The sequence below is a fragment of the Blastopirellula retiformator genome (genome assembly GCF_007859755.1).
Classification (GTDB): Bacteria; Planctomycetota; Planctomycetia; order Pirellulales; family Pirellulaceae; genus Blastopirellula; species Blastopirellula retiformator.
The window spans coordinates 401,011-425,242 of sequence record NZ_SJPF01000001.1 but is presented as its reverse complement, the minus strand read 5'-3'; the positions used below and the strand labels follow the sequence as shown (position 1 = coordinate 425,242).

At 59.5% G+C, this 24,232-nt stretch carries 21 protein-coding genes; 10 read left to right on the top strand and 11 right to left on the bottom strand.

Annotated features, from left to right (window positions below; all coding sequences use genetic code 11):
• Positions 1-75: 75 nt before the first annotated feature.
• Complete coding sequence (gene floA / locus Enr8_RS01785) at positions 76-1,116, top strand: flotillin-like protein FloA (RefSeq protein WP_146428903.1); 1,041 nt, start codon at positions 76-78, stop codon at positions 1,114-1,116.
• 24 nt (positions 1,117-1,140) lie between these two features.
• A complete protein-coding gene (locus Enr8_RS01780) occupies positions 1,141-1,761 on the top strand; it encodes a hypothetical protein (RefSeq protein ID WP_146428902.1) in 621 nt (206 codons plus the stop codon).
• Between the two features lie 21 nt (positions 1,762-1,782).
• Here the strand turns inward: Enr8_RS01780 and Enr8_RS01775 are convergent, their stop codons facing one another.
• The 3 genes from Enr8_RS01775 to Enr8_RS01765 form a co-directional block, all read right to left on the bottom strand.
• Complete coding sequence (locus tag Enr8_RS01775; protein ID WP_186767376.1) at positions 1,783-2,424, bottom strand: hypothetical protein; 642 nt, start codon at positions 2,422-2,424, stop codon at positions 1,783-1,785.
• Positions 2,425-2,573: 149 nt separating this feature from the next.
• The gene (locus Enr8_RS01770; RefSeq protein ID WP_315851736.1) at positions 2,574-4,637 is read right to left on the bottom strand and encodes an FAD-dependent oxidoreductase; all 2,064 of its coding nucleotides are present in this window, start codon (positions 4,635-4,637) and stop codon (positions 2,574-2,576) included.
• 164 nt (positions 4,638-4,801) lie between these two features.
• Positions 4,802-5,446 (bottom strand): 3-keto-disaccharide hydrolase, encoded by a 645-nt coding sequence (locus Enr8_RS01765; protein ID WP_246119913.1) that lies wholly within the window; start codon positions 5,444-5,446, stop codon positions 4,802-4,804.
• Between the two features lie 234 nt (positions 5,447-5,680).
• Here Enr8_RS01765 and Enr8_RS01760 point away from each other — a divergent pair, with 234 nt between their 5' ends.
• Positions 5,681-6,484 (top strand): magnesium transporter CorA family protein, encoded by an 804-nt coding sequence (locus tag Enr8_RS01760; RefSeq protein WP_146428899.1) that lies wholly within the window; start codon positions 5,681-5,683, stop codon positions 6,482-6,484.
• Positions 6,485-6,496: 12 nt separating this feature from the next.
• On the opposite strand, the gene Enr8_RS01755 is transcribed toward Enr8_RS01760, so the two are convergent.
• The 3 genes from Enr8_RS01755 to Enr8_RS01745 form a co-directional block, all read right to left on the bottom strand.
• Positions 6,497-6,931, bottom strand: a complete 435-nt coding sequence (locus Enr8_RS01755) for a carboxypeptidase-like regulatory domain-containing protein (RefSeq protein WP_146428898.1) — start codon at positions 6,929-6,931, stop codon at positions 6,497-6,499.
• 105 nt (positions 6,932-7,036) lie between these two features.
• Entirely contained in the window at positions 7,037-8,068 is a 1,032-nt protein-coding gene (locus Enr8_RS01750) for a DUF1559 domain-containing protein (RefSeq protein ID WP_146429941.1), read from the bottom strand.
• 486 nt (positions 8,069-8,554) lie between these two features.
• Complete coding sequence (locus Enr8_RS01745) at positions 8,555-9,070, bottom strand: hypothetical protein (RefSeq protein ID WP_146428897.1); 516 nt, start codon at positions 9,068-9,070, stop codon at positions 8,555-8,557.
• A gap of 175 nt (positions 9,071-9,245) precedes the next feature.
• On the opposite strand from Enr8_RS01745, the gene Enr8_RS01740 reads away from it, so the two are divergent.
• The 5 genes from Enr8_RS01740 (at position 9,246) to Enr8_RS01720 (ending at position 15,344) form a co-directional block, all read left to right on the top strand.
• Positions 9,246-10,136, top strand: a complete 891-nt coding sequence (locus Enr8_RS01740) for a carbon-nitrogen hydrolase (RefSeq protein ID WP_246119912.1) — start codon at positions 9,246-9,248, stop codon at positions 10,134-10,136.
• Entirely contained in the window at positions 10,136-11,167 is a 1,032-nt protein-coding gene (locus Enr8_RS01735) for an agmatine deiminase family protein (RefSeq protein WP_146428895.1), read from the top strand. The genes Enr8_RS01740 and Enr8_RS01735 overlap by 1 nt, the downstream gene beginning before the upstream one ends.
• Before the next feature lie 263 nt (positions 11,168-11,430).
• Positions 11,431-12,510, top strand: coding sequence for a DUF1559 family PulG-like putative transporter (locus Enr8_RS25920; protein ID WP_146428894.1), 1,080 nt, complete (start codon positions 11,431-11,433; stop codon positions 12,508-12,510).
• Positions 12,419-13,750 carry a leucine-rich repeat domain-containing protein gene (locus tag Enr8_RS01725; protein WP_146428893.1) on the top strand — a complete coding sequence of 444 codons (1,332 nt, stop codon included), beginning with the start codon at positions 12,419-12,421 and terminating at the stop codon, positions 13,748-13,750. The genes Enr8_RS25920 and Enr8_RS01725 overlap by 92 nt, the downstream gene beginning before the upstream one ends.
• Before the next feature lie 28 nt (positions 13,751-13,778).
• Positions 13,779-15,344, top strand: coding sequence for a leucine-rich repeat domain-containing protein (locus tag Enr8_RS01720; protein ID WP_146428892.1), 1,566 nt, complete (start codon positions 13,779-13,781; stop codon positions 15,342-15,344).
• Between the two features lie 43 nt (positions 15,345-15,387).
• Here the strand turns inward: Enr8_RS01720 and Enr8_RS01715 are convergent, their stop codons facing one another.
• The 5 genes from Enr8_RS01715 to Enr8_RS01695 all read right to left on the bottom strand — a co-directional run bounded on the left by Enr8_RS01715 (position 15,388) and on the right by Enr8_RS01695 (position 19,965).
• Entirely contained in the window at positions 15,388-16,965 is a 1,578-nt protein-coding gene (locus Enr8_RS01715; RefSeq protein WP_146428891.1) for a methyl-accepting chemotaxis protein, read from the bottom strand.
• 257 nt (positions 16,966-17,222) lie between these two features.
• Positions 17,223-17,753 (bottom strand): hypothetical protein, encoded by a 531-nt coding sequence (locus Enr8_RS01710; RefSeq protein WP_146428890.1) that lies wholly within the window; start codon positions 17,751-17,753, stop codon positions 17,223-17,225.
• Positions 17,754-17,795: 42 nt separating this feature from the next.
• Positions 17,796-18,242, bottom strand: coding sequence for a tetratricopeptide repeat protein (locus Enr8_RS01705; RefSeq protein WP_146428889.1), 447 nt, complete (start codon positions 18,240-18,242; stop codon positions 17,796-17,798).
• A 132-nt stretch (positions 18,243-18,374) separates the two neighbouring features.
• Positions 18,375-18,740 (bottom strand): hypothetical protein, encoded by a 366-nt coding sequence (locus Enr8_RS01700; RefSeq protein ID WP_146428888.1) that lies wholly within the window; start codon positions 18,738-18,740, stop codon positions 18,375-18,377.
• A 265-nt stretch (positions 18,741-19,005) separates the two neighbouring features.
• Positions 19,006-19,965, bottom strand: a complete 960-nt coding sequence (locus Enr8_RS01695) for an SMP-30/gluconolactonase/LRE family protein (RefSeq protein WP_315851735.1) — start codon at positions 19,963-19,965, stop codon at positions 19,006-19,008.
• A 329-nt stretch (positions 19,966-20,294) separates the two neighbouring features.
• On the opposite strand from Enr8_RS01695, the gene Enr8_RS01690 reads away from it, so the two are divergent.
• Positions 20,295-22,418 (top strand): DUF1549 domain-containing protein, encoded by a 2,124-nt coding sequence (locus Enr8_RS01690; protein ID WP_146428887.1) that lies wholly within the window; start codon positions 20,295-20,297, stop codon positions 22,416-22,418.
• A 32-nt stretch (positions 22,419-22,450) separates the two neighbouring features.
• Complete coding sequence (locus Enr8_RS01685) at positions 22,451-23,767, top strand: DUF1501 domain-containing protein (protein WP_146428886.1); 1,317 nt, start codon at positions 22,451-22,453, stop codon at positions 23,765-23,767.
• The last annotated feature ends 465 nt before the right edge of the window (positions 23,768-24,232 follow it).

Genomic DNA, 24,232 nt, shown 5'->3' with positions numbered 1-24,232 from the left:
TTGAGGTATAAAACCGGTTTAAACATGAGGTCGGAGATTCGGTCCGACACCCCCGAAAGTGAGAAGTAACCCGCTATGCTAGTCGCCGCCCTATTCGACAACCTTGGTCCCCTCATCATTTTTGGGATGCTGGTCGTCGCGGTTATCGGTCTGATCATTTTCGGCATCGTCGCCTATTACTTCCGTCTCTGGATTCAATCGATCTGGACCGGCGCCGGGGTTGGCCTGCTCGACCTGATCGGCATGTCGTTCCGCAAAGTGAATCCGAAGACGATCGTCCGCAGCAAGATCATGGCGGTGCAAGCCGGCCTGGGCGAAAGCACCGGCATCACCAGCAAGTCGCTCGAAGCGCATTACCTGGCCGGCGGCAACGTGCCGCTGGTGATTCGGGCGTTGATCGCCGCCAACAAAGCCAAAACCATTCAGCTCACCTTCCGCGAAGCGACCGCCATCGATCTGGCCGGCCGCGACGTGCTGGAAGCGGTGCAAACGAGCGTCTATCCAAAAGTGATCGACTGTCCCCCGCGCGGCGCCGCTCGCCCCTCGCTCGACGCGGTCGCCAAAGACGGCATCCAGCTGAAGGTGAAAGCTCGCGTGACGGTGCGGGCCAACCTGCAAAAGCTGATCGGCGGCGCCACCGAAGAGACGATCATCGGCCGCGTCGGCGAAGGCATCGTCAGCGCGATCGGTTCGGCCGAGACTCATTCGACCGTGCTCGAAAATCCCGACATGATCTCCAAGACGGTGCTTGGTCGTCGACTTGACCACAACACCGCGTTTGAAATCGTTTCGATCGACATCGCCGATATCGACGTCGGCGAGAACATCGGCGCCCGGCTTAGCGCCGATCAGGCCGAAGCCGACACCCGCGTCGCTCGCGCCCGGGCAGAAGGGAAGCGGGCCATGGCGGTCGCCGCCGAACGAGAAAACATGGCCGAGATCGAAAACGCCAAAGCGGCGTTGGTCGAAGCGGAAGCGGAAGTGCCGGCCGCGATGGCCGAAGCGTTCCAGTCGGGCCGCTTGGGCATCATGGACTACTACTCGCTTCGCAACGTGCAAGCCGACACCGACATGCGTAAGTCGATCGCCCTCTCCGGCTCGAATTCCTCGAAGTAACGCGCCGCGTAAGAAACGAAGCTCATGCAGTTGCCGATTCTATTTGCCGCCGACATCGACACGATCATTCGGATCGTGATCGTGCTGCTGTTCGTCATTGGCCCGGCGATCCTCAAACTGTTCGGCGGCAAGACGAAGCAACAGGACCATACGCCGGCGCCGCAAAAACCGCGGGCGCCGCAGCGTCCTCGTCCGCAACAAGCCGGCAACGATCTCGAATCGGAAATCGCCCAGTTCCTGCAGCAAGCCGGCGGCAACAAACCGGGCCAACAACGTCCCTATCAGGACGCTCCGCCGCAGTACGCCTCGGACCGGGAAATGGTCCAGGCCGAAGTCGTCGCTCCCCTCCCCTCGCTGTCGGCCCATGACGAGCTGCCCAGTCATCACATCAAAACCGAGCAGGAAGAGCTTCCCAGCGAAGGCGAAGGCTACACCGACGCCGTCGAAGCCTATCTGCAAGCGGTCCAAGAAGACCCCCGCGAACCGGAAGCGTACGACTACGACCTGGGTGGCATGGACGACGAAGGACACGAACTCAAATCAAGCGACACCGCCGCCGAACTGGCCGCCATGTTCCGGAGCCCCAGCGACATCCGCAAGGTGATCGTGCTGAACGAGATCATGAATCGTCCGAATCGATTTTAGGTCTCGTTTCGGCCGCCAAATCTACTCCGCAGCCAAATCCGTTTCCCGCAAGCTGGGAAGCGTTTGGCGTAGTTGGGGATCTTTCAGGTAGGGCTCGATTTGCGCGGCGACACGACTGGGAGAAGAGGTGATCCATGCGGATTGGATCGCTAACGCGTCAGCCAGCGGCGCATCTCCGACCGACGACGTTCTATTCAAAATAGGCCAGACGTTTCCTGTCAGGATCAGAGCGGGGCTAAATCTGCCCCGGCAAGGATATTCAGGAATGCTGCTCCGCGCCTCTATGCTAGACAACTCCTCCCAGCGAATAAAACCGTAACGGGTCCTGCCGAAGAGAATCGACGAAAAAATACCTAGATTCCAAGATCTTAAGACGGCAAAACAGAGACTTATTTCGACGCCTTCACGACCGAGGCGTAATAGATGACGTTCATATCTCCGATAGGTCCACCAAGCGACCACCGTTATCCCAACAGAGATCGGTACAGCTTGCCAGACGCTGGGTGCGCTAGTTGGCCGTTCGTTCATCCATTCGCCAATGGCGATTACCAGTAGCAACAGCGTCACCCCGGAAAACATCCACGGCAACATCTTCAACAGCAGCAAGTTCGCCGAAAACGTCGGAAATCTCGCTGTCGCCGCTGCGCTGGATGCTTCCGACATTTCGATACCAATCAAGTGCAGTTGAACCAACGCCGCTGGCTGGCCGTTTCATCGAGTACGGCCCAAGCATATCATAAGCCCCGCATACGAATAAAGCCGCACGAAAATTGCTCTCGTGCGGCTTCACGATTTCTATCTGCGGCCTTTAACTACTTCACCGGCACGAACGAGACCGCGTCGGCGATCACGTAGCCGTTGGCGCCTTCGCCGGAGATGGTTAGGGTCGTTTCGCCTGACAGGTCGTATTGGCCGATCGACGCGAACGCCTTGTTGTGGGTCGGCTTTTCGCGTTGGTTCAGTTCGGCCTCGTACGTCTTGTCGCCCGAGCTGACCGTGATGGCGACGTTGGTCGCGCGGTTGGCGTTGGGCGAATAAGAGACGCGAACGTCGTACTTGCCCGGCTTCAGCTTCGTCTTGTACGTGATCGAAGCTTTCGCCTTGGTCTTGGCGTCATAGGCCAGGTAGCCGCTGTTGACGTACGGCTGCACCACGCTGCTGGAAGCCCACGTACCGACCGTTTCGGCGTCGACGTCGTCGACCACGATCCCCGGCAGGCTATCGGCTCGCAGCACGACGGTCGACGGCTTCGGCTTGCGTTTCATTTCCAACACTTGGCCGTCGGCCAACAGACGGGGCTGCAGCTGGTCGTAGGTGACGTCCTGCACCGCTTTGTCGCCATCGATCGCCAAACTGGCGGCGGTGGCGGCCGATTGGCCCAGGATCATGAAGACCGGCTCCATGCGGATCGAACCGTAGGCGATGTGCGACGACGAGACGCAAACCGGCACCAGCAGGTTTGCGCACTCTTGCTTCTTCGGCACGATCGAACGATAGCTGATCGGATAGGCGCCGCCGGGGCTGACCTGGATGTCCCCTTCGTTGCGGACGTGGCCATTCTTGTCGACGTATCGCTGCGTGTTGTGCGAGTCCATGTTGTACGAACCGAGACCGACCGATTCCGGCGTCGGCTTCAGCGCCCGCAGGTACTGCTCCGACATTACAAAGTCGCTGACCATGCGGCGGGCTTCGCGAATGTAGAGCTGATGCGGCCAGTTGTGGTTGTCGACGAACTCGTCCTTCGACAGGCCCCACTTCTGCATCCGAGCCTGAATGTCGGCCGGCACGCTCGGGTCGTTGGCCAGGAAGTAGAGCAAACCGATCTGGTAGTTCTCATGTTCCTTGATGATTTCCTGACGACGCTCGTACGACGCTTCCGGATAGTCGTAGTTCATGCCGATGTTGTCGAACGAGAACCCGCCATGATTGTTGACGTCGGTCTTCTGGTTCGGCGCCGGGTCAAACTTGTTGAACACGCCCTTCCAGCCGCCGGCCAAGTAACGTCCCAGCAGCGCGTAGTCGTTGGCGTCGTAGCCTTCCGGCTTCGGGAACGGAACCTGATTGTCTTTGGCGGTCGTCAGACAGGTGCGGAAGCAGTAGGCCTGCAACTTCTTGTCTCCCTGACCATCGACTCCCGGCGGCTTGTCCGAGATCTTCGGCAGCAGCCCACTGCTGGGATCTCCCTTCACCACGTAGGGATCAACCGGATAGTCGAACTGGTGCGAGCGAGCGCGGGCCGTCTGCACGCCATCCATCGTCTCGTCGTAGACTTCGTTCGCTTCACGGCCGACGAAGTACGAAACGCCGGTGGCCGCCATCAGGTCCCCTTCGTAGGTCGTATCCATGAAGATCTTGCCAGCGTAGGTCTTGCCGTCGAGCGTCTTGATCGAGACGATCTTGCCATCTTTCATTTCGACGCCATTCTCGCGATCGAGCCAGGCGTCGCGAACGACCGGAATCTTGTACTCTTCGACCAGGTCTTCAAAGATCTGCTCAGCGACGTGCGGTTCAAAGACCCACATCGAGTCGTCGTCTTTTCGGTATCGGCTGTACTGCTCTGGCTTTTGTTGTCGCCAGGCCGACGGCTGATCGTAATGCTTTTTGACGCGTTGGTAGAACTCACGCGAGATCCCGCCGATCGCCGCTTTGTTCCCGCTGTCGGTCCAACCAAGACCACCGCTGGTCAGGCCGCCCAAGTGCTTATCGGGCGAGACGACGATCACCGACTTGCCCATCCGTTTCGCCTGCACCGCCGCCGCAATCGCCGCCGAAGTGCCGCCGTAGATCACAACGTCGTGGCTCGGCTCGGCTGCTGAGAGTCGAGCGGTAAGACAGGTGGCCAGCATGATGGCCAGCAAAGCGCAGTGTCGAATCACGCGATAAGCTCCAAAAAGGCGGGGTTTGGGGTAGGAAAATTTATTTCCCTTATTGTAGATCGCAATCGCTCGCAAAGAAACAACCGATAATTGACAAAAAAAAGCCGCCGGCATCGCTGCCAACGGCTTTTTGGGGTTCTCATTTTCGCGTTAGCGGGCCCGGCCTACGGCAGGCGCTTCACGCGGATGTCTTTGTAGTAGACCGTGCTGCCGGGATCATGAGCCTGCAGCGCGAAGGTCCCTTTGTCAAAGACGCGGGTGAAATCCTTGCCGGCTTCGGTCCCTTCCGGTTCGGTGTACTCGTTGACCAGCTTGCCGTTGATGTACAGCTTGGCGGTCTTGTCTTTGACTTCGATGGTGTAATCGAAGAACTCATCGTCGCCGGCCGGAGCTTCCATCACGTCCTTCACGGCGTAGACGCTGGCGGTCTTGCGCGGGTCGGAGTTGTAGCTGTTGTTCACCTGGCATTCGAAGCCATTCTTCGGCCAGCCTTCCTTTTGATACTTCGTGTGGAAGTAAACGCCGCCATTGCTGTTGTTCTTGGTCATCACTTTGAGATTCAAAATGAAGTTCTCGAACGGCTTTTCGTCACCGACGTAGAACAAATGGCTGCGGCCCCCCTTGGCGACGAATGCGCCGTCTTTGATGCTCCACGACTTTTCGCTCTCGTTGATCTTCCAACCGTCAAAGCTCTTGCCGTCGGTCAGCGCGGTCCAGCCCTTGTCGTCTTCCGCGGCATTGGCCGAAACGGCCGCCAGGGCGACGCACACAAGGCTCAAGGAAAAGAGGCTCAGGGAAGTCAAACGCATCATTCGCTATCTCCAATATCTGCTGGTTGAATCCCGGGGGGGATAAGGTGGTAAATCTGGCAAAATTGCTCGTCAGCGGATGTTAATAAGCCGACAATTCGAGGATAACAGCTGCAAAGTTTACTGTCTATTCGCAGCCGCCTTTCGAATTAGACCTTATTTTTGAGCAATAGAGAGCCCCTTGTCGCGAATCTCAAGTGAGCGGCGAATTTTGTCCATCCTGCGAGTCCATCCATGAACGCAAAGTCGCTTTTACCCGCAATTTGGGAAGTCCCCGACGCATTTCGACGCCGTTTGGGGGATCAAGTCGGCAAGCAGCGGGTCATGCAGGCCGACGATCATCTCCTGCTCGTTTTGCACCAACCTCCCAAGCCGGGCGAAAAAAATCGGATCGGGCGATTCTTTTGGCGCGATGCGAAACGCGAGTGGAACTCGAGCGACTTGGGAACCGGCGAAGGAACCCTGCCCCGGCACCTGGCCCAATACTCCGCCGCAATCGACCGGCTAGAGAAAGAAGAAGAGGCGGCCGAAGGGAGCGCCGCCTACTTCCAGGTAATCTCCGATCTTAGTCCCCTGTTCCGGGCGACTCGCAACATGCACGCCGTGCTGCAGCAGGCCCGCGAGAAAAGTGGCGACGACAAGGCGTTGATCAACGCCCGCGACCGCGCGTACGAGCTTGAGCGGAAAGCGGAGCTGCTCTACACCGAAGCGAAGAACGAACTCGACTTCGCCATCGCCCAGCAGACCGAACGCCAGGCCGACGCCGCGCATCGGATGTCGGTGTCGGCGCATCGGCTCAACGTGCTGGCCGCCTTCTTCTTTCCGATCGTCACCCTGGCGACGATCTTTGGCGCCGACCTGCATCACGGCTTTGAGGACTGGGCCGCCCCCTGGCCGTTTATCACCATGACCGGCGTCGGGCTGTTGCTGGGCTTCATCCTGTGGACGTTCGTCAGCGCCCCGATTGGCCCCGGCAAACGACCCCGCCGCAAAGATAGCGAAGCCCGGCCGCTACGTGATCCACATCAAGCGCGGTAACGGGCGTCGCCGTTACCGCTTGGCCGACGTCAAGTCGAAGTTGATCTCGTTGTCCCCTTCCTCGACTTCCGCCGCCAGCATCGAGCGGCGGTTGTAGCGGACGGGAATCGACTCCGGCGGCACTCGGCCGGGGATCGGGTCTGGCGCCACTTCGCGAAATGTCGTGATCCGCACTGTGTAAGAACCTGGCTCGGCGCCCCGAACGTCGCGAATGTAAATCAGTTCGTAACGGCCCTCTTGATCGGTCACCCCTTTGGCTGGGCGACCGCTGACCGGGTGAAAGCTGACCGTCGCGCTCGGCAAGGGAGCGCCGTCCATCGTGACCAGGCCGGTTACCTGACTCACGCCGTAGGGATCGCTTCCGCATCCGCTCAGCAGACAGACCAGCGCAATCGCCGGCCAAGTGCGCAGCAGATGGAAAGCGACGTGTCGCATTTGCGTCGTCATAAAAATCTCCGATTGCGGCGCTGGGGAGGAATCCGCACAGCCGGCGAGGCGTCGCCGCACGCTCGCCGGCGGATGAAATGCTTCGCAAGAAGAACGCGCCGCCGATTACGGAGCTTCGACCACGGCGCCATCTTGACGATCACAGATCGCCGTCAGAATTGCAAAGTCGGCCGTCTCCGACACAAAGTGAACCGAACCGTCGGCGAACGTTCCGAGCACTCCCCCCGGATGCGTCGAACTGAGCGGAATGTTCACCTGGTAGGTCGCGCCGTTGCCGTCGCCGCCGGAGGTTCCGATCGGATGTCGCAAGACGGTCAGGTTCTGCGTCCACCAGCCCGATCCGGCGCCATTGGACCAGGCGCCCCCATGATAGCCGCACGAACGACGATCATTCTTGCTGCCGTCGGCCGCGTATTGATAGTCTCCCTGCTCGCTGATCATCATCGTGTTCGACGTGCCGTCCAGCAGGTCCTTGAAAGCGGTCTGCGACAGGTACGGCATGCCGCCGGGGACTTCCTGATCCGATCCGCCGGGCACGTAGACGTGCGTGATCGTGCCGTTGAACACGTTGCCGCCGGTGTAGTCGTCCATCCGGGCGAACGTCGACTCGTCTCCCGACTGGCCGTTCGTACCACCGGTGTAGTACGAACCGGAGATGCCGACGTAGTTGACCATTTGAATGGCGATCTGCCCTTCGCGCGGACTGTTCCAATCGCGGACCGTCGGCAAAGGAGACGAGGGACAATTCAGCCCCGGCACGACCAGACCGTTGATGAACGCCGCGTTCGGACTGCCCCCGTCCTGCATGGTCGAGTCGCCGGCCATCACAAAGCCGTCGAAAGCGTTGGACTGTTCCAGGAACGGCATCAGCCTCACAATCCACGACACGCCGCGACCCCGCGGCAGGCTAGCCGATTGCGGAATGGCGCCGGCGACCAGCTTGCCGTACGTGTCATGATAGTTGTGAACCGCCAGACCCAGTTGCTTCAGATTGTTGCTGCAGCTCATCCGCCGAGCCGCTTCGCGGGCTTGCTGCACCGCCGGCAATAGCAACGCGATCAAGACGCCGATAATGGCGATGACGACCAGTAGCTCGACCAAGGTAAACGCCGAGCGAAGGCGTGCATTTCTCGTCATAGCTTCATGTCCCTTCAGAACGAATGCGAAAGATAATAGCAACGCTTATGATCGCATGATGGGACGCAAGTCGAACCGGGATGATGAATCGGAGTCGCGACAACGGGGCGGGAGGATCGCGAAACGGAACGGTTCGTCAGCAGGTCTATTAGTATAAAGGGCGTGTGCGGTGAGACGCTTGCTGTTTGTGTGCGCAAACGACTCGCTAGATTGCATACCTAGCAGTCCGTTGATTTTCTCAACGGGCTGCTGGATCGCAGGGATGCGATCCCAAAATAGCGACGTAAGTCGTTATTTTGCGAGCCGCGAAGAGCTATGCTCTGAGCCTGGCGAGGTTGGAAAATGCCACGAGGGCGTTTTTCAACAGGCAGCTAGGGTACAGGTCCGGGGGTTCCTACCTCAAAAGCGCCAGTTTCGCCTCGTGACCAGAGCAGAATGTCTTGATCGACATAGAACTCGGCGTTCCTCGCGAACGAACGAGTTCGACTACCTAATATCGCTCGAACGTCGCGTCGCATTCCACAGATACGCAGCCCCCACGACAAGCGCACCAACAATCCCACTAGCGCGTAGCCAGCCCGATTTGAAGATGACCGTTCCGTTGAACGCGATAAACAGAAAGAAGCCGAGCACCGCCGCTTCGATCCAAGCAGGTCTGCGCCGATAGGCGACCGGCGCCACGATCAGCCACAGCGCATCAACGGTCCAGATGATCGCCATCAGATAGTTCACGTACAGCCCTTCGCCAACCGCGGCGCCCAACACCGCTTTCGTCTGCTGAGCGATGTCGGCGTATGCCTCGGCCTGGCTGCCATGATGAAAGAAATAGATCGCGGCGGCGATGTGCGCCAGAAACAAGCCGCAGCCGAGCGGCCAGAGACATCGGTCGATTGCGCGCCACCGGCGATTCTCACCCGCCAGCTGTCGACCGGCGCAGCAGACAACCAGCAGCACCAGTGCGGCGCGAATCGTCCAGCGCGTCAGGGCCTCTCCCAGCTCCATTTTTTCGCCATTTTCCGGCCAAGCCGGCCTGATCGTCTCTTACCGCAGGCCGCGGTAGTTTTCCCGCTTTCCCCGCTGTTGTACGATTAAGCGGGATGCGCGAAGAGCAAGGCTCCCGCTCTCCAGACCAATCATAACCGCTGGCTACCAATCGCAAGGCCCCGAACTGATGACCATGCCTGCCAAAGCCCCTGAAAAAGTGAACGTCGCCATCGTGCAGATGACCTGTTCGACCGTCAAGCAAGAGAACGTCGACAAGGCGGTCGCCAAGATCGCAGAAGCGGCCAAGCTGGGCGCCAACATCGTCTGCCTGCAAGAGTTGTTCGCCGGGCAATATCCTTGCCAGGAAGAAGACCACCTGAAGTTTCAGGAAGCCGAACCGATCCCCGGCCCCGCCAGCGAAGCGGTTCAGGCCGCCGCCGCCAAGCATGGCGTGGTCGTCATCGCCTCGCTGTTTGAGAAGCGGGCCGAAGGTCTCTACCACAACACCGCCGTCATCTTCGACGCCGACGGCACGCAGTTGGGCATCTATCGCAAGATGCACATCCCCGACGATCCCCACTACTACGAGAAGTTCTACTTCACGCCGGGCGATCTCGGCTTTCGCTCGTTCCAAACCAAGTTCGGCCGGGTCGGCGTTTGCGTCTGTTGGGATCAGTGGTTCCCCGAAGCGGCTCGCCTGACCGCGCTGACCGGCGCCCAGATGCTCTTCTACCCGACCGCCATTGGTTGGCTGGTCGATGAGAAAGACGAGTACGGCGACGCCCAGGTTTCGGCCTGGGAAACGATGATGCGGAGCCATGCGATCGCCAATGGCGTCTTCGTCTGCGCCCCGAATCGGGTCGGCCTGGAAGGAACAATCGAATTTTGGGGACACTCGTTCGTCAGCGATCCCAACGGCAACCTACTGAAGGTCGGCTCGCATGATCAGGAAGAGATCTTGGTCGTCGAGTGCAACCTGGCCCAGATCGACTTCGCCCGCACCCATTGGCCCTTCCTGCGTGATCGCCGGATCGACGCCTATAGCGGCCTGACGAAGCGGTACCTCGACGAGGGCGCGCTCTAATGGCGAAGCTTACAGGAACGCCGCGCCAGCGTGGCTATCGTTGGCCCGCCGAATGGGAACCGCATGCCGGGACGCTGTTGTCGTGGCCCCACAACCGCGACAGCTGGCCCGACAAGTTCGCGCCGATTCCGCTCGTCTATCAGCGGCTGGTGCAAACCTTGTCCAAGTATGAGCCAGTCCACATTCAAGCCGCCGGCGAAGCGCTGGCCGAAGCGCAGCGATTGGTCGGCGACCTACCGAACGTCACCCTGCATGACATCGCAACCAACGACGCGTGGGCCCGCGACCATGGGCCGATCTTCCTGTCGGCGCCCAGCGGCCAACCTCGCGCGGCGCTCGATTGGCGGTATAACGCGTGGGGCGGTAAGTATCCGCCATGGGACGCCGATGACGCGTCGGCCCAGCGGCTGCTCGCCAACTTGGACGTTCCCTACTTTGAGCCCGGCATCATCCTTGAAGGAGGCGCCGTCGAAGGAAACGGCGCCGGCGTCATCCTGACGACGGAAGAGTGCCTGTTGAATCCAAACCGCAATCCGCAGCTTGATCGCGCCGACATGGAGCGTTACCTGCGCGACTATCTGTGCGCTGATAAAGGGCTGTGGCTCGGTCGCGGCATTGTCGGGGACGACACCGACGGGCACATCGACGAACTGGCCCGGTTCGTCGCGCCCAATCGGATCGTCGCCGCCTTTGAAGAAAACCCCGCCGACGAAAACCATGAGCCGCTCGCCGAGAACTTTGCTCGCCTAGAAGAGATGACCGATCAGCATGGCCAGCCGTTTGAAGTCATCAAACTGCCGATGCCGCAGCCGAAGTTTGTCGGCGAGCAGCGGATCCCGGCCTGCTACTGCAACTTCTACATCGCCAATGGCGTCGTGATCGTGCCGCAGTTTGAAGACCCGGCTGATGAAACTGCGGTCGAAGTGATGCGACGCTGCTTCCCCGATCGTCAGATCGCACCCCTTCCGGCGCTCGACCTGGTCTGGGGACTCGGCGCCTATCACTGCATCACGCAGCAGATCATGCCGTAGTTAAACGAACGTTACGTCGACTAGACGTTGGATATTCGACACTCGTTGTTCATCTACTGCGCATAACTTCTTTCCATTTGATGTGCGTTTCACTCGAGTTTTTCCGAGCGATTTCAATTGCCCGGCCTGGGCGAATCGGCTTTACTTGGAAAGCCCACATCATGCTTCTCCAAGTTTCCTACGATTAGCCCTGAGGCGCACTCGCCAAATACTTTTCTCCTACCATCGCCTCAGGCATTCCTCTCTTTTGGAGTTCGAATGCCATGCACTCATCCCTGTTTGTTGAGCCAGCGGCACGTCGCCTGCGCGCCGGTTTCACGCTGGTCGAGCTACTCGTCGTCATCGCCATCATCGGCGTCTTGATCGCGCTACTGTTGCCAGCGGTGCAGCAAGCCCGCGAGGCGGCACGGCGGATGTCTTGCACCAACAATCTAAAGCAGATCGGTCTAGCGCTGCACAACTACCACGACCCCCATTTGCGATTTCCGGCCGGCGCCTTCAGCGGACATGTCACCTGCACCGCCGGCGGTCAGCCGATGAGCGGATCGACGTCGGAATGCAATCAAGTCTGGGCGCCATGGACGGTGATGATTTTGCCGTCCATGGAAGAAGGCCCGCTTTACGACAAGTTCGACTTCACTCGAATCTTTCCCCCCTTCACCGACAGTTGCTCTTCGCCCAACAAACAATGGCAAGCGCAGCCGCCGAAGAAGTACCAGTGCCCGTCCGATCCTCTCTCCAGCGGCGACACGCCGACGCTCAACTACTTGGCGTGCCAAGGTGGCGGCGATCCCACCATTTTCGATGCGACTCTGCACGCCGCTTGCAGCGGCAGCGCCAGCGCAAGAGCTCGAACCATCGATCGTGCCATCACCGTTAGAAGGAAAGCAAGGCGGGAAGTCTCAGCGGGGCGGTTGATGTCTCATGGTATCACCCGGGCCAACACGTTTGCAAAGACTTTTTTGGCAGGATTCTGCGAGAGTTATTTGCCAGCGATTTCTTTTGCGTTTGTCCCACCCATCGGGGAAGATGCAAGCCATGGAAACCACCGATCCGCCCGCTTCACCAACCGCACCACAGCCCCGCCGGCGGCTGCGGTTCTCGCTGCGCACGCTGTTGATTGTCACGCCGATCTTAGCGGCGTTGTTTGCGTGGATCGGTCGCGAGACGCTGCGGTTCGATCAGGATCAAGCGGCGGCGGAGCATCTTCGCGCCCATTTTGCCACGACTTGGAGCCGGGAGAATGGACGCTTGAACGTTTTCCCGACCAGCAATACGGATCTCGTTCGTGGTCGGCTGTATCTACCCAAGACGCGTCTGCTGGTCAAAGGAACAAGCTTTGAGCAGCCGGGCCAGCTGGACGAGGCCGACTGGAAGGCCCTTGGCAACCTGACCGCCCTGGAAAGGCTCGGCTTGAAGAACATGCAGAACCGCTTTCCAGGGGAAACCTTCTCGCGACTTGCGATGCTGGACCGACTCGAACTGGACGATTGCGAATTGACGCCTGACGATTTTCGTCAGATTACCGAACTGAAGCGACTAACCCGTTTCGAGATCTCCGACAACGAGCGAAGAGAGTACCGCCAAGGTCTCGATCCTCGTGAAGATGCCCGACTATTTGCCCCGTTGGCGCTGGCGATCGCGCCTGGTTCGTGGCCGCAAATGGAGACGCTCCGGCTTACCAGCGTGCTGCTATCGGACCAATCGTTGGCGGCGATCTCCCAAATGGAGAACCTGCAATCGCTCTGGCTCGCCAACAGCGAATTTGATCCCCGTTCGCTCGACCAACTGGCGGACCTTCCCAATTTGACGGAACTCCACCTCTGGCCCAACAATCGCCGGATCGATGACCAGTTGGTGCTGGGAGGCAACGCCGACCAGCAGACGCTCGCCGCTTGGGGACGGATGAAGCGACTAGAAATTCTCCATGTCTCCAGTTTCGAGCAGCTCGACGGATTTGGGGGCCGCGGACAGAAACTCGCCAAGCGTTGGCCCAGCTTGAGCACGCTCTCCATCAGTCACAGCACACTGTCCCCGAGAGCGATCCGTGAAATCGTGGCGATGCCCCAGCTGACGACGCTTTCGCTGGGGGGAACGACCTGCGAAATCAACGCTGTCGAAGATATTCCGCTAGCCGGCGTGCTGCTGCAAAAACTACGGGGCAAGAAATCGACGGCCGAGGAATACGTCACGAGTCTAATGGCGTTCGATGCGAATTCCCCGATCGTTTTTAGCGGCGAGCAAATCGACGATCAGGCGATGTTGCGCATCGTGGAGATCCGAGGCTTAACCAGCCTGACGCTCCGCGACACCCAAGTCACCGACCGGGGAATCGCCCGGCTCGAGAACCACCCGACGCTAAAGCGTTTGAGCGTCACGAGCAGCCCGGTGACTAACCGCTCGCTGGCGTCGATCCTCCGGATTCCGTCATTGAAGTTCAGCGAATGTGAGTTCAAAGAGACCGGCGTGAATGAAAACCTGCTACAGCCCCTCTTATGGCGCGAGTCCACAGGCAAAGACCCCGGCGCGTGGCTGACGCACCTGGGCGTCACCCCGGCAGTTCCGGTGCAGCCGCAACCGTAGCATCGCCAATTGACGACCGAACCCAAACATGAAAACCGAAGAACCGTCTACAAGCACAACTGCCCCACCGCCCCGCCGGCGGCTACGGTTCTCGCTGCGCACGCTGTTGATCGTAACGCCGATCCTGGCGGCGCTGTTTGCGTGGATCGGCAGCGAGAAGCTGCGGCATGATCGAGATCAGGCGGCGGCCGAGCATTTGCGAACCAGATTTGATACGACCTGGAACAGCGTCAATGGTCGTTGGAATCACTCGCCGCCCAAGTGGAGCGAACTCGTTCGCGGTCGGCTCTATCTGCCCCAATCGGGATTGTCGCTTCAAGCTCCCGTATACGGTCAGTCAATTCAACTCGATGACCAAGAATGGCAAGCGCTCGACAACTTGCTCGACTTGAAGGTTCTCAAGCTGTTCCACTATCAAGGCTCGGAAAACCAGGCCACGTTTTCACGGCTGCGCTCCGTCGAGCAACTCCACATTGGGGGAGGAAAGCTGACGCCGAGCGAGCTCCGCCAAATCAACACCTTGGCGAACTTGAAGGAACTCGAATTCTCCGACTATCAAAGCCCGACCGACAAGGCGTTTGCCATCCTCGACAAGGAGAGTTTGAACCGTGACGATCCAGCGTCTGACATTCGACTTCCTTTGGAAGAGTTCCACGTCAGTCTGCAATCGTGGCCACGCCTGGAGGAGTTGAACCTGATGAGCTTCGAGCTCTCGGATCGCTCGCTAGAGGCAATTGCCGAAATCGACGTATTATGCGACGTCTCACTCCAGCAGTGTGATTTCGATCCACGCTCGCTCGACCGGTTCCAGCAGATGCCGAACCTGACGCGGCTGACCATCTTCCCCGTCTTGGGGCGACGTATCGATGGCGAACGCATACCAAGTCCGAATGTCGACGAAACGAACTTGACGCATTGGGGGCGTCACCCGCGGCTCGAATGTCTCTCGCTGGGAATGGTGGATCTGGACAGTTTCGGTGGACAGGACGGCAACCTCTCTGGCCGGTGGCCCGTGCTGCAAATCTTGACGCTAATCGGAGTCGATCTGTCGGCGACCGCCATCGAAGAAATCGCAGCCATCCCCAACCTGAAGTACCTTTCCCTTTCGCGTTGCGACGTGCCGCCACGCTCGCTCGACGCGCTCGCCCAGATAAAGACGCTTACCAATTTGTCCCTGGAGGAGAGCGGCGTTGACGAAGCGTTGATGCAAAAACTAGCGTCACTTTCGAATCTGGAAGTCTTGCAACTGGAAGGCGCCGAGATCACCGACCAGGCTATGCTCCACATCGCGCAGATCGATCAAATAAAGCACTTATCGCTGAGAGAAACCAACGTCGGAGACGCCGGCATCGCGCTGCTGGAGAATCATCCGCATCTCGAATCGGTGAGGATCTCAGGCGGACCGGCGACCAAGCGATCTTTGGCGTCACTGGCCACGATCAAAAATATCTCGCTGATGAAAAGCAATCTGGCGACCGCCGATGGAGCGGACGCCATTCGCATCCCACTTGCCAGGCTTCAAGATTCTGGCGGCGACGTCCAGGCCGAACTGAAGTCGCTTCGCATCACCCCGGCTAAGCCTGTGCAGCCGTAGCGCCGGAATCCCACCAGTCGCGCAGGCAACGAAAACCACTCTGCTAGACCGCCGTCGTCAACTCCGACCGCTCGCCCGTCTTAAAGATCCCGACGCATTCGTTCAGCGCCTGGGCCAGGGCTTCTAGCTGGTCCCCTTCGGTCGACAGTTGATTGCCGCTCGATTGGTTTTGGTTGCTGATGTCGCGTAGTCGCAGCAGTTCCGCCTGCAATCGTTGGGCGACTTGCGTTTGGTTTTGCGTGACGGCGATCACCTCGCTGGTTTCCCCTTGCGAGGCCTGCACCGCTTCGCAGATTTCGCGGAAGTAGACGCTCGTCTTCTCGCCGGCGTTGACGCCATCTTGCACGCGTTGTTGCGACTCGACGATCAGCTTGTTGATTTCGTCGGCGCTATCGTTGCTGCGCTGGGCCAGTTGTTTCACTTCTCCGGCGACGACGGCGAAACCTTTGCCCGCTTCGCCGGCCCGGGCCGCTTCGATCGTCGCATTGAGCGCCAGCAGATTGGTTTGTTCGGCCAGCTCTTGAATCACGCTAATCGCGGCCGCCATCTTGCTTGAGCTATTTTGAATGTCCTGCATCGAACGTTCCGACTCGTGTAGCGCCTGTTCTCCCTGCTGGGCGACCTGCGACGCCTTGCTGGCCGAATTGCCGACCAGTTCGCTGTGCTGGCGAATTTCTTGAATCGATTGGCTGAGCGAGGTCAGCGACTGTTCGATCGCCAAGAACGCCTCGGCTTGATTTTGGATGCCTGCGGCCAACAGGGTCGAATTTTCTTGCAGCGTCGACGAACTGGCGGTCACGTCGCGGACCGTGCCGGAGACCTGTTGGATCACCGATCTCCACGAATCGAGCGTTTGTTGGACGTCGTCGCTTAGCCGCCGCACCAGCGGGTCTTCGGTCGCCGGAACGTTGGCGCTGAGATCGCCATGCGCCGCTTTGTCGAGGACCGAGCTTAACTGGTCGATAGCGCTGCGCAGCATCGCGTGAGAGCTTTCGACGGTGATGTGCTGCTTCACCGCGTTGGCCGCTTCTTGGCGAGCCTGGGCGATACCGACCAACAGCACCGCGTCTTCGATGACCACCCACATTGCATGTTCCAAGGCCCGCAGCACCGCCGGGTCAGAAACGCCGAAGATCGATTGCGGCCAAAAAATCGCCCGGGCCAGGTGATCAACCGCCACAACAACCGTCGCCAACAGCACCGTCCACGGATCGCGATACAGCGTCAAGAACGCCAGCGACGCGAAAACGTGGAAGTGAACTTCCAGCCGACCGCCGGAGATATGAATCAACAATCCCGAGAACCCCACCTGGGCGACCGAGACGACATACCGAGTCATTGGATTTTGGGAGTGAAACCAACCGAGATAGGCCGGAAAGACTCCGAGCAGTCCGCCGAGCGCCACGCTGCCCCAGACATGGGCATGCACGCCGCTTTCGGCGCCGCTCCACGTTAGCGGCGTCAGCCAAATGGCCGCCGCAACGGCGATAACGCATTGCACGATCAGCAGCACCGCGAACAGGCGATTCAGGCGGCCATCCAGCTCGCGCTGACGACGCGCAAATTCGGCTCGCTCATCCTGATCCAGATCCGGTAGGTTTAGTCGCAGGGTCCCAATCATTTCACTCGCTCACAACGTTTGGTCTTACCGAGTGTTTCTTCCGTCGAGCGGAATCAATGACGCCCGCGGATTTCCAATCGCTTGAGAGAACGTAGCTTTCGCCCTGTAGACGCGAGCATTAATGCTTCAAAATGCGGTCAGCCCCATCAAGTTATGGCGAATTGTCCGCGCAGGCCGGGCCCGAAAATAGCGAAAACAACGGTCGCCCGACCGCATCTGGCGGCGAGCGATCCGCTGGAGAATTAGGCGCAAGCGAGTTAGCTGCCGAGGAAGCTGTGGTCAGGCGTATCAAGCACGACCGCCTTCAGATCGTCATGCAGCATCACCAGGAAGGTCTTCAGGTCGATAGCGACCCACACCGCTTGATCGGCGGAGTCGTCGTATTTGCCGTCGACGATCTCACCAGGCGGCAGCACCAGCACGTCCTGCTCTTCCTTCCGCATGACGAATATCCGACCGTCGCCGTCGCTGCCCAGCAACTGGACGTCGCCGGCGTTCGATCCGCCGACGATGGCCGTCGGATCCCCGGCCTGCGTCTCGGTCAGTCGGGCCAGCGGCGACAGAAAATAGCCGACATGCACGTCGGGCCAGCTGAGCCCGTCGCAATACGAATAGAATTCAATCAGCTTCTTGCCATCTTGCAGGCCAAGCTGATCGATCCCTGTTTGCACTTGGTCCGCTGGCTGCGGATCATGCAGGACGTTTTCGCCCAAGGGGGTTCCAAAGTCAATTTCTTGCAGCTCACCAAGGAGTCGCTTTACGGCGGAGCCCCAGGATTGAATATTCATGGCTGGTAGAGAGATCGTCCCAATTGGTTCGTACGGGAAAAACTACAGCGTGTCTTGTCCGACCGGCGGTTGCAAGATCGTTTTCAGATAATTGAAGTACTTGGAGTCCTCGTCTTCGAATATATCGGCGCCGGCGGCCATGTACGCCATCGTAAGCTCGTTGCCGGCCCGCATCTGATCGCCCAGCTCGAAGTAGGCCTGACCGAGTCGCAGATGGATAAACGGATTTTCCATCCCATCGGGGCACATCGCGGCCCGCATCAGAACGTCGACCACTTCGGAGTATTGCTGTCGGGCGAAGTGGACGTCCCCTTTCGCCGCTAGCAGCCAGAGGGCCGCCTCCCACTGGGTCTTTGGTTCCGGCAACAGCGCCCAAGCCGCGTCAAATTTCGCCATGGCCCCATTGAGATCGCCGTCGTCAAACAGCACGTTCCCGTCCTGGCTCAGCTCGGTAATTTGCTCGTACAGGGCGTCATCCAGCTCCGACATGTCAGTTTCCAGCGGCTAAGGAGAGTTTGGAGGGCAAGCTATCGCCGCCGATTTTAACATGCCGGCGGCGATTTCGACCACGCCGGCCTCTCTCCCCCCAACAGGGCCGCCCGTTTGGATGATGCGGCCGGGCTAATTCTGGATCGTAATCAGCACGTTAGTAACGTGCCCGACGATGACCAGGGCGTAGCCGCCGTAGCCGGCCTGGTCGCGCCAGGCCGCTTGCGGAGAGCAGAAGGTCCAGCATTCGTGCGCTTCGGTAGCGCTGTCGAGAAAGGCGTCGACCGCGGTGAGAAACTCGGGCGTCGAGCGCTCCTGGTCGAACTCTTCCCGCAGATTCGCCAGATCGACCTGATGCCCCAGGCACTCGGCGACTTGCCGATAGAACTTCTCCCGCCGCCGATCCTCCGGCCCTTCAGGCGCAACGCCATACTCGATCGTCGTCGGAGTGCCGACCAAGTCCAAGATTTCATCATCCGTGAGTTTCGAATCGCTCATCGTACTTGCCATACGAAAGGAATCGGTCACGCGAACGCGTGCGAGGTGCGATAAGGGTGACGGTTAACGTCGTATTGTTATTTTAGCGATACTTGAAGCAAATGCGAATAGATCTAGCAGAACTAGTCACGGCCGCTGAGGGGCTGCGGTTTGCGACTCGGCAGGCACGGCCTGCTCTACGGTTGTCGCTCATCTCACCACATTTCCTCGGCTTGCGCCCCGGGCTACGATTGGCCCGGGCGCATCCGCTTTCCGCTGTTCTGCTCTACTTCTTCCCGCTCACGTTCGTCTTTACGCGGCAAAGATACCTGTCCGCGGTGACATACAAATAGCCATCCGCGCCGAAGGTGCAGTTCGACGTCGCTTCGCCAGTGCTGAGCTGGCCGATCTGCTTCCCTTCCGGCGTAAAGACCAACACGCCGCCGGGGCCGGTCGCCCAGACGTTGCCTTGGGCGTCGATCGCCATCCCATCGGGCAACCCCTTCACTTTGCCGACCTGGCTGGTGCCGTCGTAAAAGAGCTTGCCTTCGCCGACCGTACCATCGGCTTTCACCGGATAGCTGGTGATGGTCGCCGCTTTGGGATCGCTTTGGGCGACATACAGCGTCTTTTCGTCCGGCGACAGCGCGATGCCGTTGGGGCGGGTATGTTGGCTGGTAACCAGGTCGACCTGGCCATCCTTCTTCAGCCGATAAACGCCGCACCAATCTTGCTCGCGGCCTGGGTCGTCAAAGTTCTTCGGCAAGCCATACGGCGGGTCAGTAAAGTAAATGTCGCCGCTGCTATGAAAGACCAGGTCGTTCGGGCTGTTGAAACGTTTGCCGTCGTACTTGTCGGCGATCACTTTACGCTGACCGTCAAATAGCTTCACCAGGTTCCGGTCGCCATGGCAACAAGCGGTCAGAATGCCAGTCGGGTCGAGCGCCAGACCATTCGTCCCGGGCTCTTTGCCGGTGAACGGCTCTTTGCCGGTATAGCCGCTCGGCTCCAGGTAAACGCTGACCCCTTCCCCTTCTTTCCACTTCATGATCTTGTTCGGCGGGATGTCGCTAAACAGCAGGTACTTTCCCTGCGGAACCCAGACCGGACCTTCGATCCAGTCAAAGCCGTCGGCCAAAACCTCGATCTGCGAGTCGGCCGGAATCAGTTGGTCGATCGCCGGATCGAGTCGTTCGATCTTGCCGATCGACTTCGGCGCTTCAGCGCTAGCGGAGGCGGATAGCATGGCTAGCATCCCAATCACGAGGAAGCTGTGGCGATGGAGACTCATAGAGGTGACGATCCAAACAGGGCGAAAAAGCGGGAATGGTACGGGGAAATGGCGGTCTTATCGTAGCCGGAGCCAAAGGAGGAAGCAAACTTGGCGATCGGCACAGAAAAGTTTCTATGCGAATCTATCCACCACTATATCATCCTGATGACGCGCAAAAATTCGCAAAACCCAGCTTTTTGTTGACCCAGCCCGCTGGATTGGGTACATTCGACTCCCGCTCTTCACCTCCCGAAGGGTCTCGCCCCCTATCGCCACCTCCACTCCTACCCAGGTGATCCGACATGGCGCTACGTCTTCTCACTCTCGCACTGCTTCTGGCCGGTTTGACCGCGCCGCAACTGGCAATCGCCGCTGACGTACTCGACGTCTCCAAATTACCGGGGATTCTGCTTGACGATGCGGTCGCCGTCAAAAAAGGAGTCTGGCACGACTCGCGGCATACCTCTCCTTATGTTGGCGAGGGTTATGTCCATAGCGGCACCTCGGCGATGGCCGACAGCAAAGATCCGAAGTCGCTCACCTTCGCCACCGTCGTCCCCGAAGCCGGCGAGTACGAAGTCTTCCTCGCTTTCAACGGCGGATCGAATCGCGCGCAGCAGGCGCCGATCATCATCCAGCATCAAAACGGCGAGTCGCGGCAGCGGATCAATCAACGTCCTGGTCCGAAAGGCCCCGCCTCGTTTCAATCGATCGGCAAGTACCACTTTCCGTCGGATGAAAAAGCGATCGTCCAAATCACTAATGAAGACGCCGGCGGCATCATCATCGCCGACGCCGTGCTGCTGGTCGCGGTGAAGGACCTGCCGAAGCTTGAAAAGTTCGTCGCCAAGACGGTCGCCCCCGGCGACAAGAAAGCGAAACAAGCAGCCGAGAAGCTGGCGACCGCGCCGCCGTTTCAGCGCATCGAATCGTCCGGCCTCGCCACGCTGACCCCGCGAGAACTGGACGAGCTGATCGAGACGGTCGCCGGCGTCGACAACCCGACGCCGCCGGTCGATGACGAAACGTTTCTCCGCCGCGCCACGATCGACGTGATCGGCCGCGTGCCGACCGAAGCCGAATGGCAAACCTTCCTGGCAGATGGTTCGCCCGACAAGCGAGCCAAGCTGATCGACCGTCTGCTCGCCTCCGAAGAGTTCGGCGCCAATTGGGCCAACTACTGGAGCGACGTCTTCAGCTATCGCACGCCGCAGCCGGAACTCACCTTCCTGTCGTACGACGTGCCGAAACAATGGATCGCCCGGCAGCTGAACGACGGCGTCGGCTGGGACGAAGTCAGCTACAACATTTTGACCGGCGTCGGCAAAGTCGCCGACAACCCGGCCGCGTTTTACGTTGGCTATCATCAGGCTGACATCTCGCGACTGGCCGGCGAATCGACCCGCATCTTCCTGGGCGCCCAGATTCAGTGTGCGGAATGCCACGACCACCCGTTCGTCAACATGCCGCAGGAGCGGTTCCACCAGATGGCCGCCTTCTTTGTGCGAACCAAGGCCAACGTTCCCTGGAACGACAGCACGCAAATCGTGGTCAAAAGCAAGCCGAGCGGCGAGCACAAAATGCCGGAAAGCAAGCGGATCATGCTGCCGGCGGTCTTTGACGGCGAGCCGCTGGCCAAAAATACCCCTGACATCGACCGCCGCGTCGAACTGGCCCGCTGGGTCGTCTCGCCAGAGAACTCCCTCTTCGCCAAGGCGTACGTCAACCGCATCTGGGACCGCCTGATGGATCGTCCCTTCTGCGAGCCGGTCGACGAGATCACCGACCTGGCCGGCTTTCCGACCCTGCCCGAAGTGCACAACGCCGTCGCCGAGCACTTTGTCGCCAATCAATATGACGCCAAGTCGCTGTTGCGGCTGATCCTGAACAGCCAAGCCTATCAGCGGCAACTGCCCCACGGCGACGAAAACCGCGGCATACTGGAAGCCTCGGCTCCCGAGAAGATGCGGAGCGACGAGATTTTCGCTTCGCTGGCGGTCGCGATCGATCTGCCCAACGTGAAAGGGGAAGCCCGCAAGCCGACCGGCGCCGAGCGTTTTCCGCCGCCGCCCAAAAGCACGCAAGACCTGGTGCGCGACGCCTTTGGCTATGACCCGTCGCTGGGCGATCAGTTCCGTCCGCAAACGATGCAACAGGCGATGTTCATGATGAACAACCGCCAACTGCAACAGCAGATCGCCGCCGATGCAGAAGCCCGGACGAAACTCGCCCAAATCTTGGCCGAAAACGACGACGACAACCAGGCGATCGAGCGACTCTTCGTCAACGTCCTCGGCCGCCGCCCGACCGAGAAAGACCTACAGATCTCCCGCGACTATTTAAAGCAAGTCGACGATCGCGCCGCCGCGTTCGAGGATCTGCTCTGGAGCCTGATTAACTCGGCCGAGTTCACCACTCGCCGCTAGCCGCCCTTTCTCCTTTCAGGGAAAGCCTGCTCATGATTCAGCCGTTTTGGAATTTGCATGCCGGCCGAGACGGCGTTTCGCATCGCCGTGGGTTTCTGCGCAAGCTGTGCGCCGGCGCTGTCGGTGGCACGCTGGCTCTCTCGTGGCGCGATATGATGATCGCCCAGGCCCACGAGCTGCGCAAGCGCGGCAAGTCGATGATCCTGCTTTGGATGGATGGCGGGCCCAGTCAGTTTGAAACCTTCAATCCCAAGATCGGCTCGAAGAACCAAGGCCCCTCCGGCGACATCGCCACCAACCTGCCTGGCGTGCGGATCTCGGAACACATGCCCCACACCGCCCAGGTGATGGACAAGATCGCCTTGATTCGCTCGATGAAAAGCAGCGAGCGCGATCACTTTCGGGCGATCAAGCTGGTACGCACCGGCTACCCAATCAACCCGTCGATTCCGTATCCAACCTGGGGCTCGGTCGTCGCCCGCGATCGTTGGGACCCGACCTACGCGCTGCCGGCCTTCGTCCGGATCGGCGCCCCGCGGATCAAAACCCGCGACGTCGACGCCGGCGTGCTCGGTCCGCGGTACGACTCGTTCAAGATCGCAACGGCCGGCGAGTTGCCGCCGGATGTGATCCCGACGGTCGAAGCCGAGCGTTTGCAGCGCCGCTTAGCCTTGTCAGCTAAGTTCGATCAGCAGTTCGCTTCGACCGGCGGCGCCGCTCGGGTGCATGAAAAGCAAGAGATCTACCAGCGGACCAGCCGCTTTGTGCTGAGCCCCAAGCTCGACGTCTTCAAGCTCGATAACGAACCGGACCAGCTGCGCGATCAATACACGCGGACCAACTTCGGCCAAGGCTGTCTGCTGGCGCGTCGGTTGGTCGAACATGGCGCCAGTTTCATCGAGGTCTTCAGCACCGGCTCTACCAGCGACCAAGGTTGGGACACGCACAAGAACGGCTGGAAAGAGAACCCGCATCTGGCCGGCGAAATCGATCAGGCCTACGCCACGCTGCTGCGCGATCTGGAGCAACGCGGCATGCTGGAAGATACGCTGGTCGTTTGGATGGGCGAGTTCGGCCGCACGCCAAAGTTCAAACCGGACGGCGGCCGAGAACATTACTCCGACGGCTGGATCACCTGTCTCTCGGGCGGCGGCGTTAAAACCGGTCAGGTCATCGGCGCCACCGACAAAGATGGCGTTCACGTCAGCGACCGCCCTGTCGGCGTGCAGGACCTATTCGTCACGTTCTGCCAAATCCTGGGGATGGATCCGCACGAAGAATACGTCACCGACCAAGACCAACCGCTGGCGCTGGTCAAAGGTGGCGAGCTGATCCACGAGCTATTCTAAAACGCGCCCCCATCCGCCAGCGAGCGAAGAACGGCTGACTACGAATTTCGAAGTTGGAAACGCACTACCGTGCGCGGCACTTCTTCTCCTCGCTCTCCTTCCGCATTTGGCCCTCGCTCAACGGGCATCTTTTTGGTTGACAAAGCACACGGATCTGTGGTCGATTCCGGGGTGGTGACGGTGGTCGGTCCTGATACAACGCCATCCGAACGAGACGCCGGTTCGCCGTTTAACAATTTGAGTGCGAATCACATGCGAATGGAACACGATGTTGCCTGGGAGAAGCCGCGCTGGCTGAAAAAAAGTGGGCGGTCCAGTCCACTAACTGGTAACGGCTGATGCGATGGAGAGAACTCGACAGCGGCCGGCCCCAAAAAAACGCGCAGAACGGTCCACATAATACAAAGACTAGAGAACCTGGGATGCAAATCACATAGGCGAAAAAAATCGATTCGAAGTCCAGTC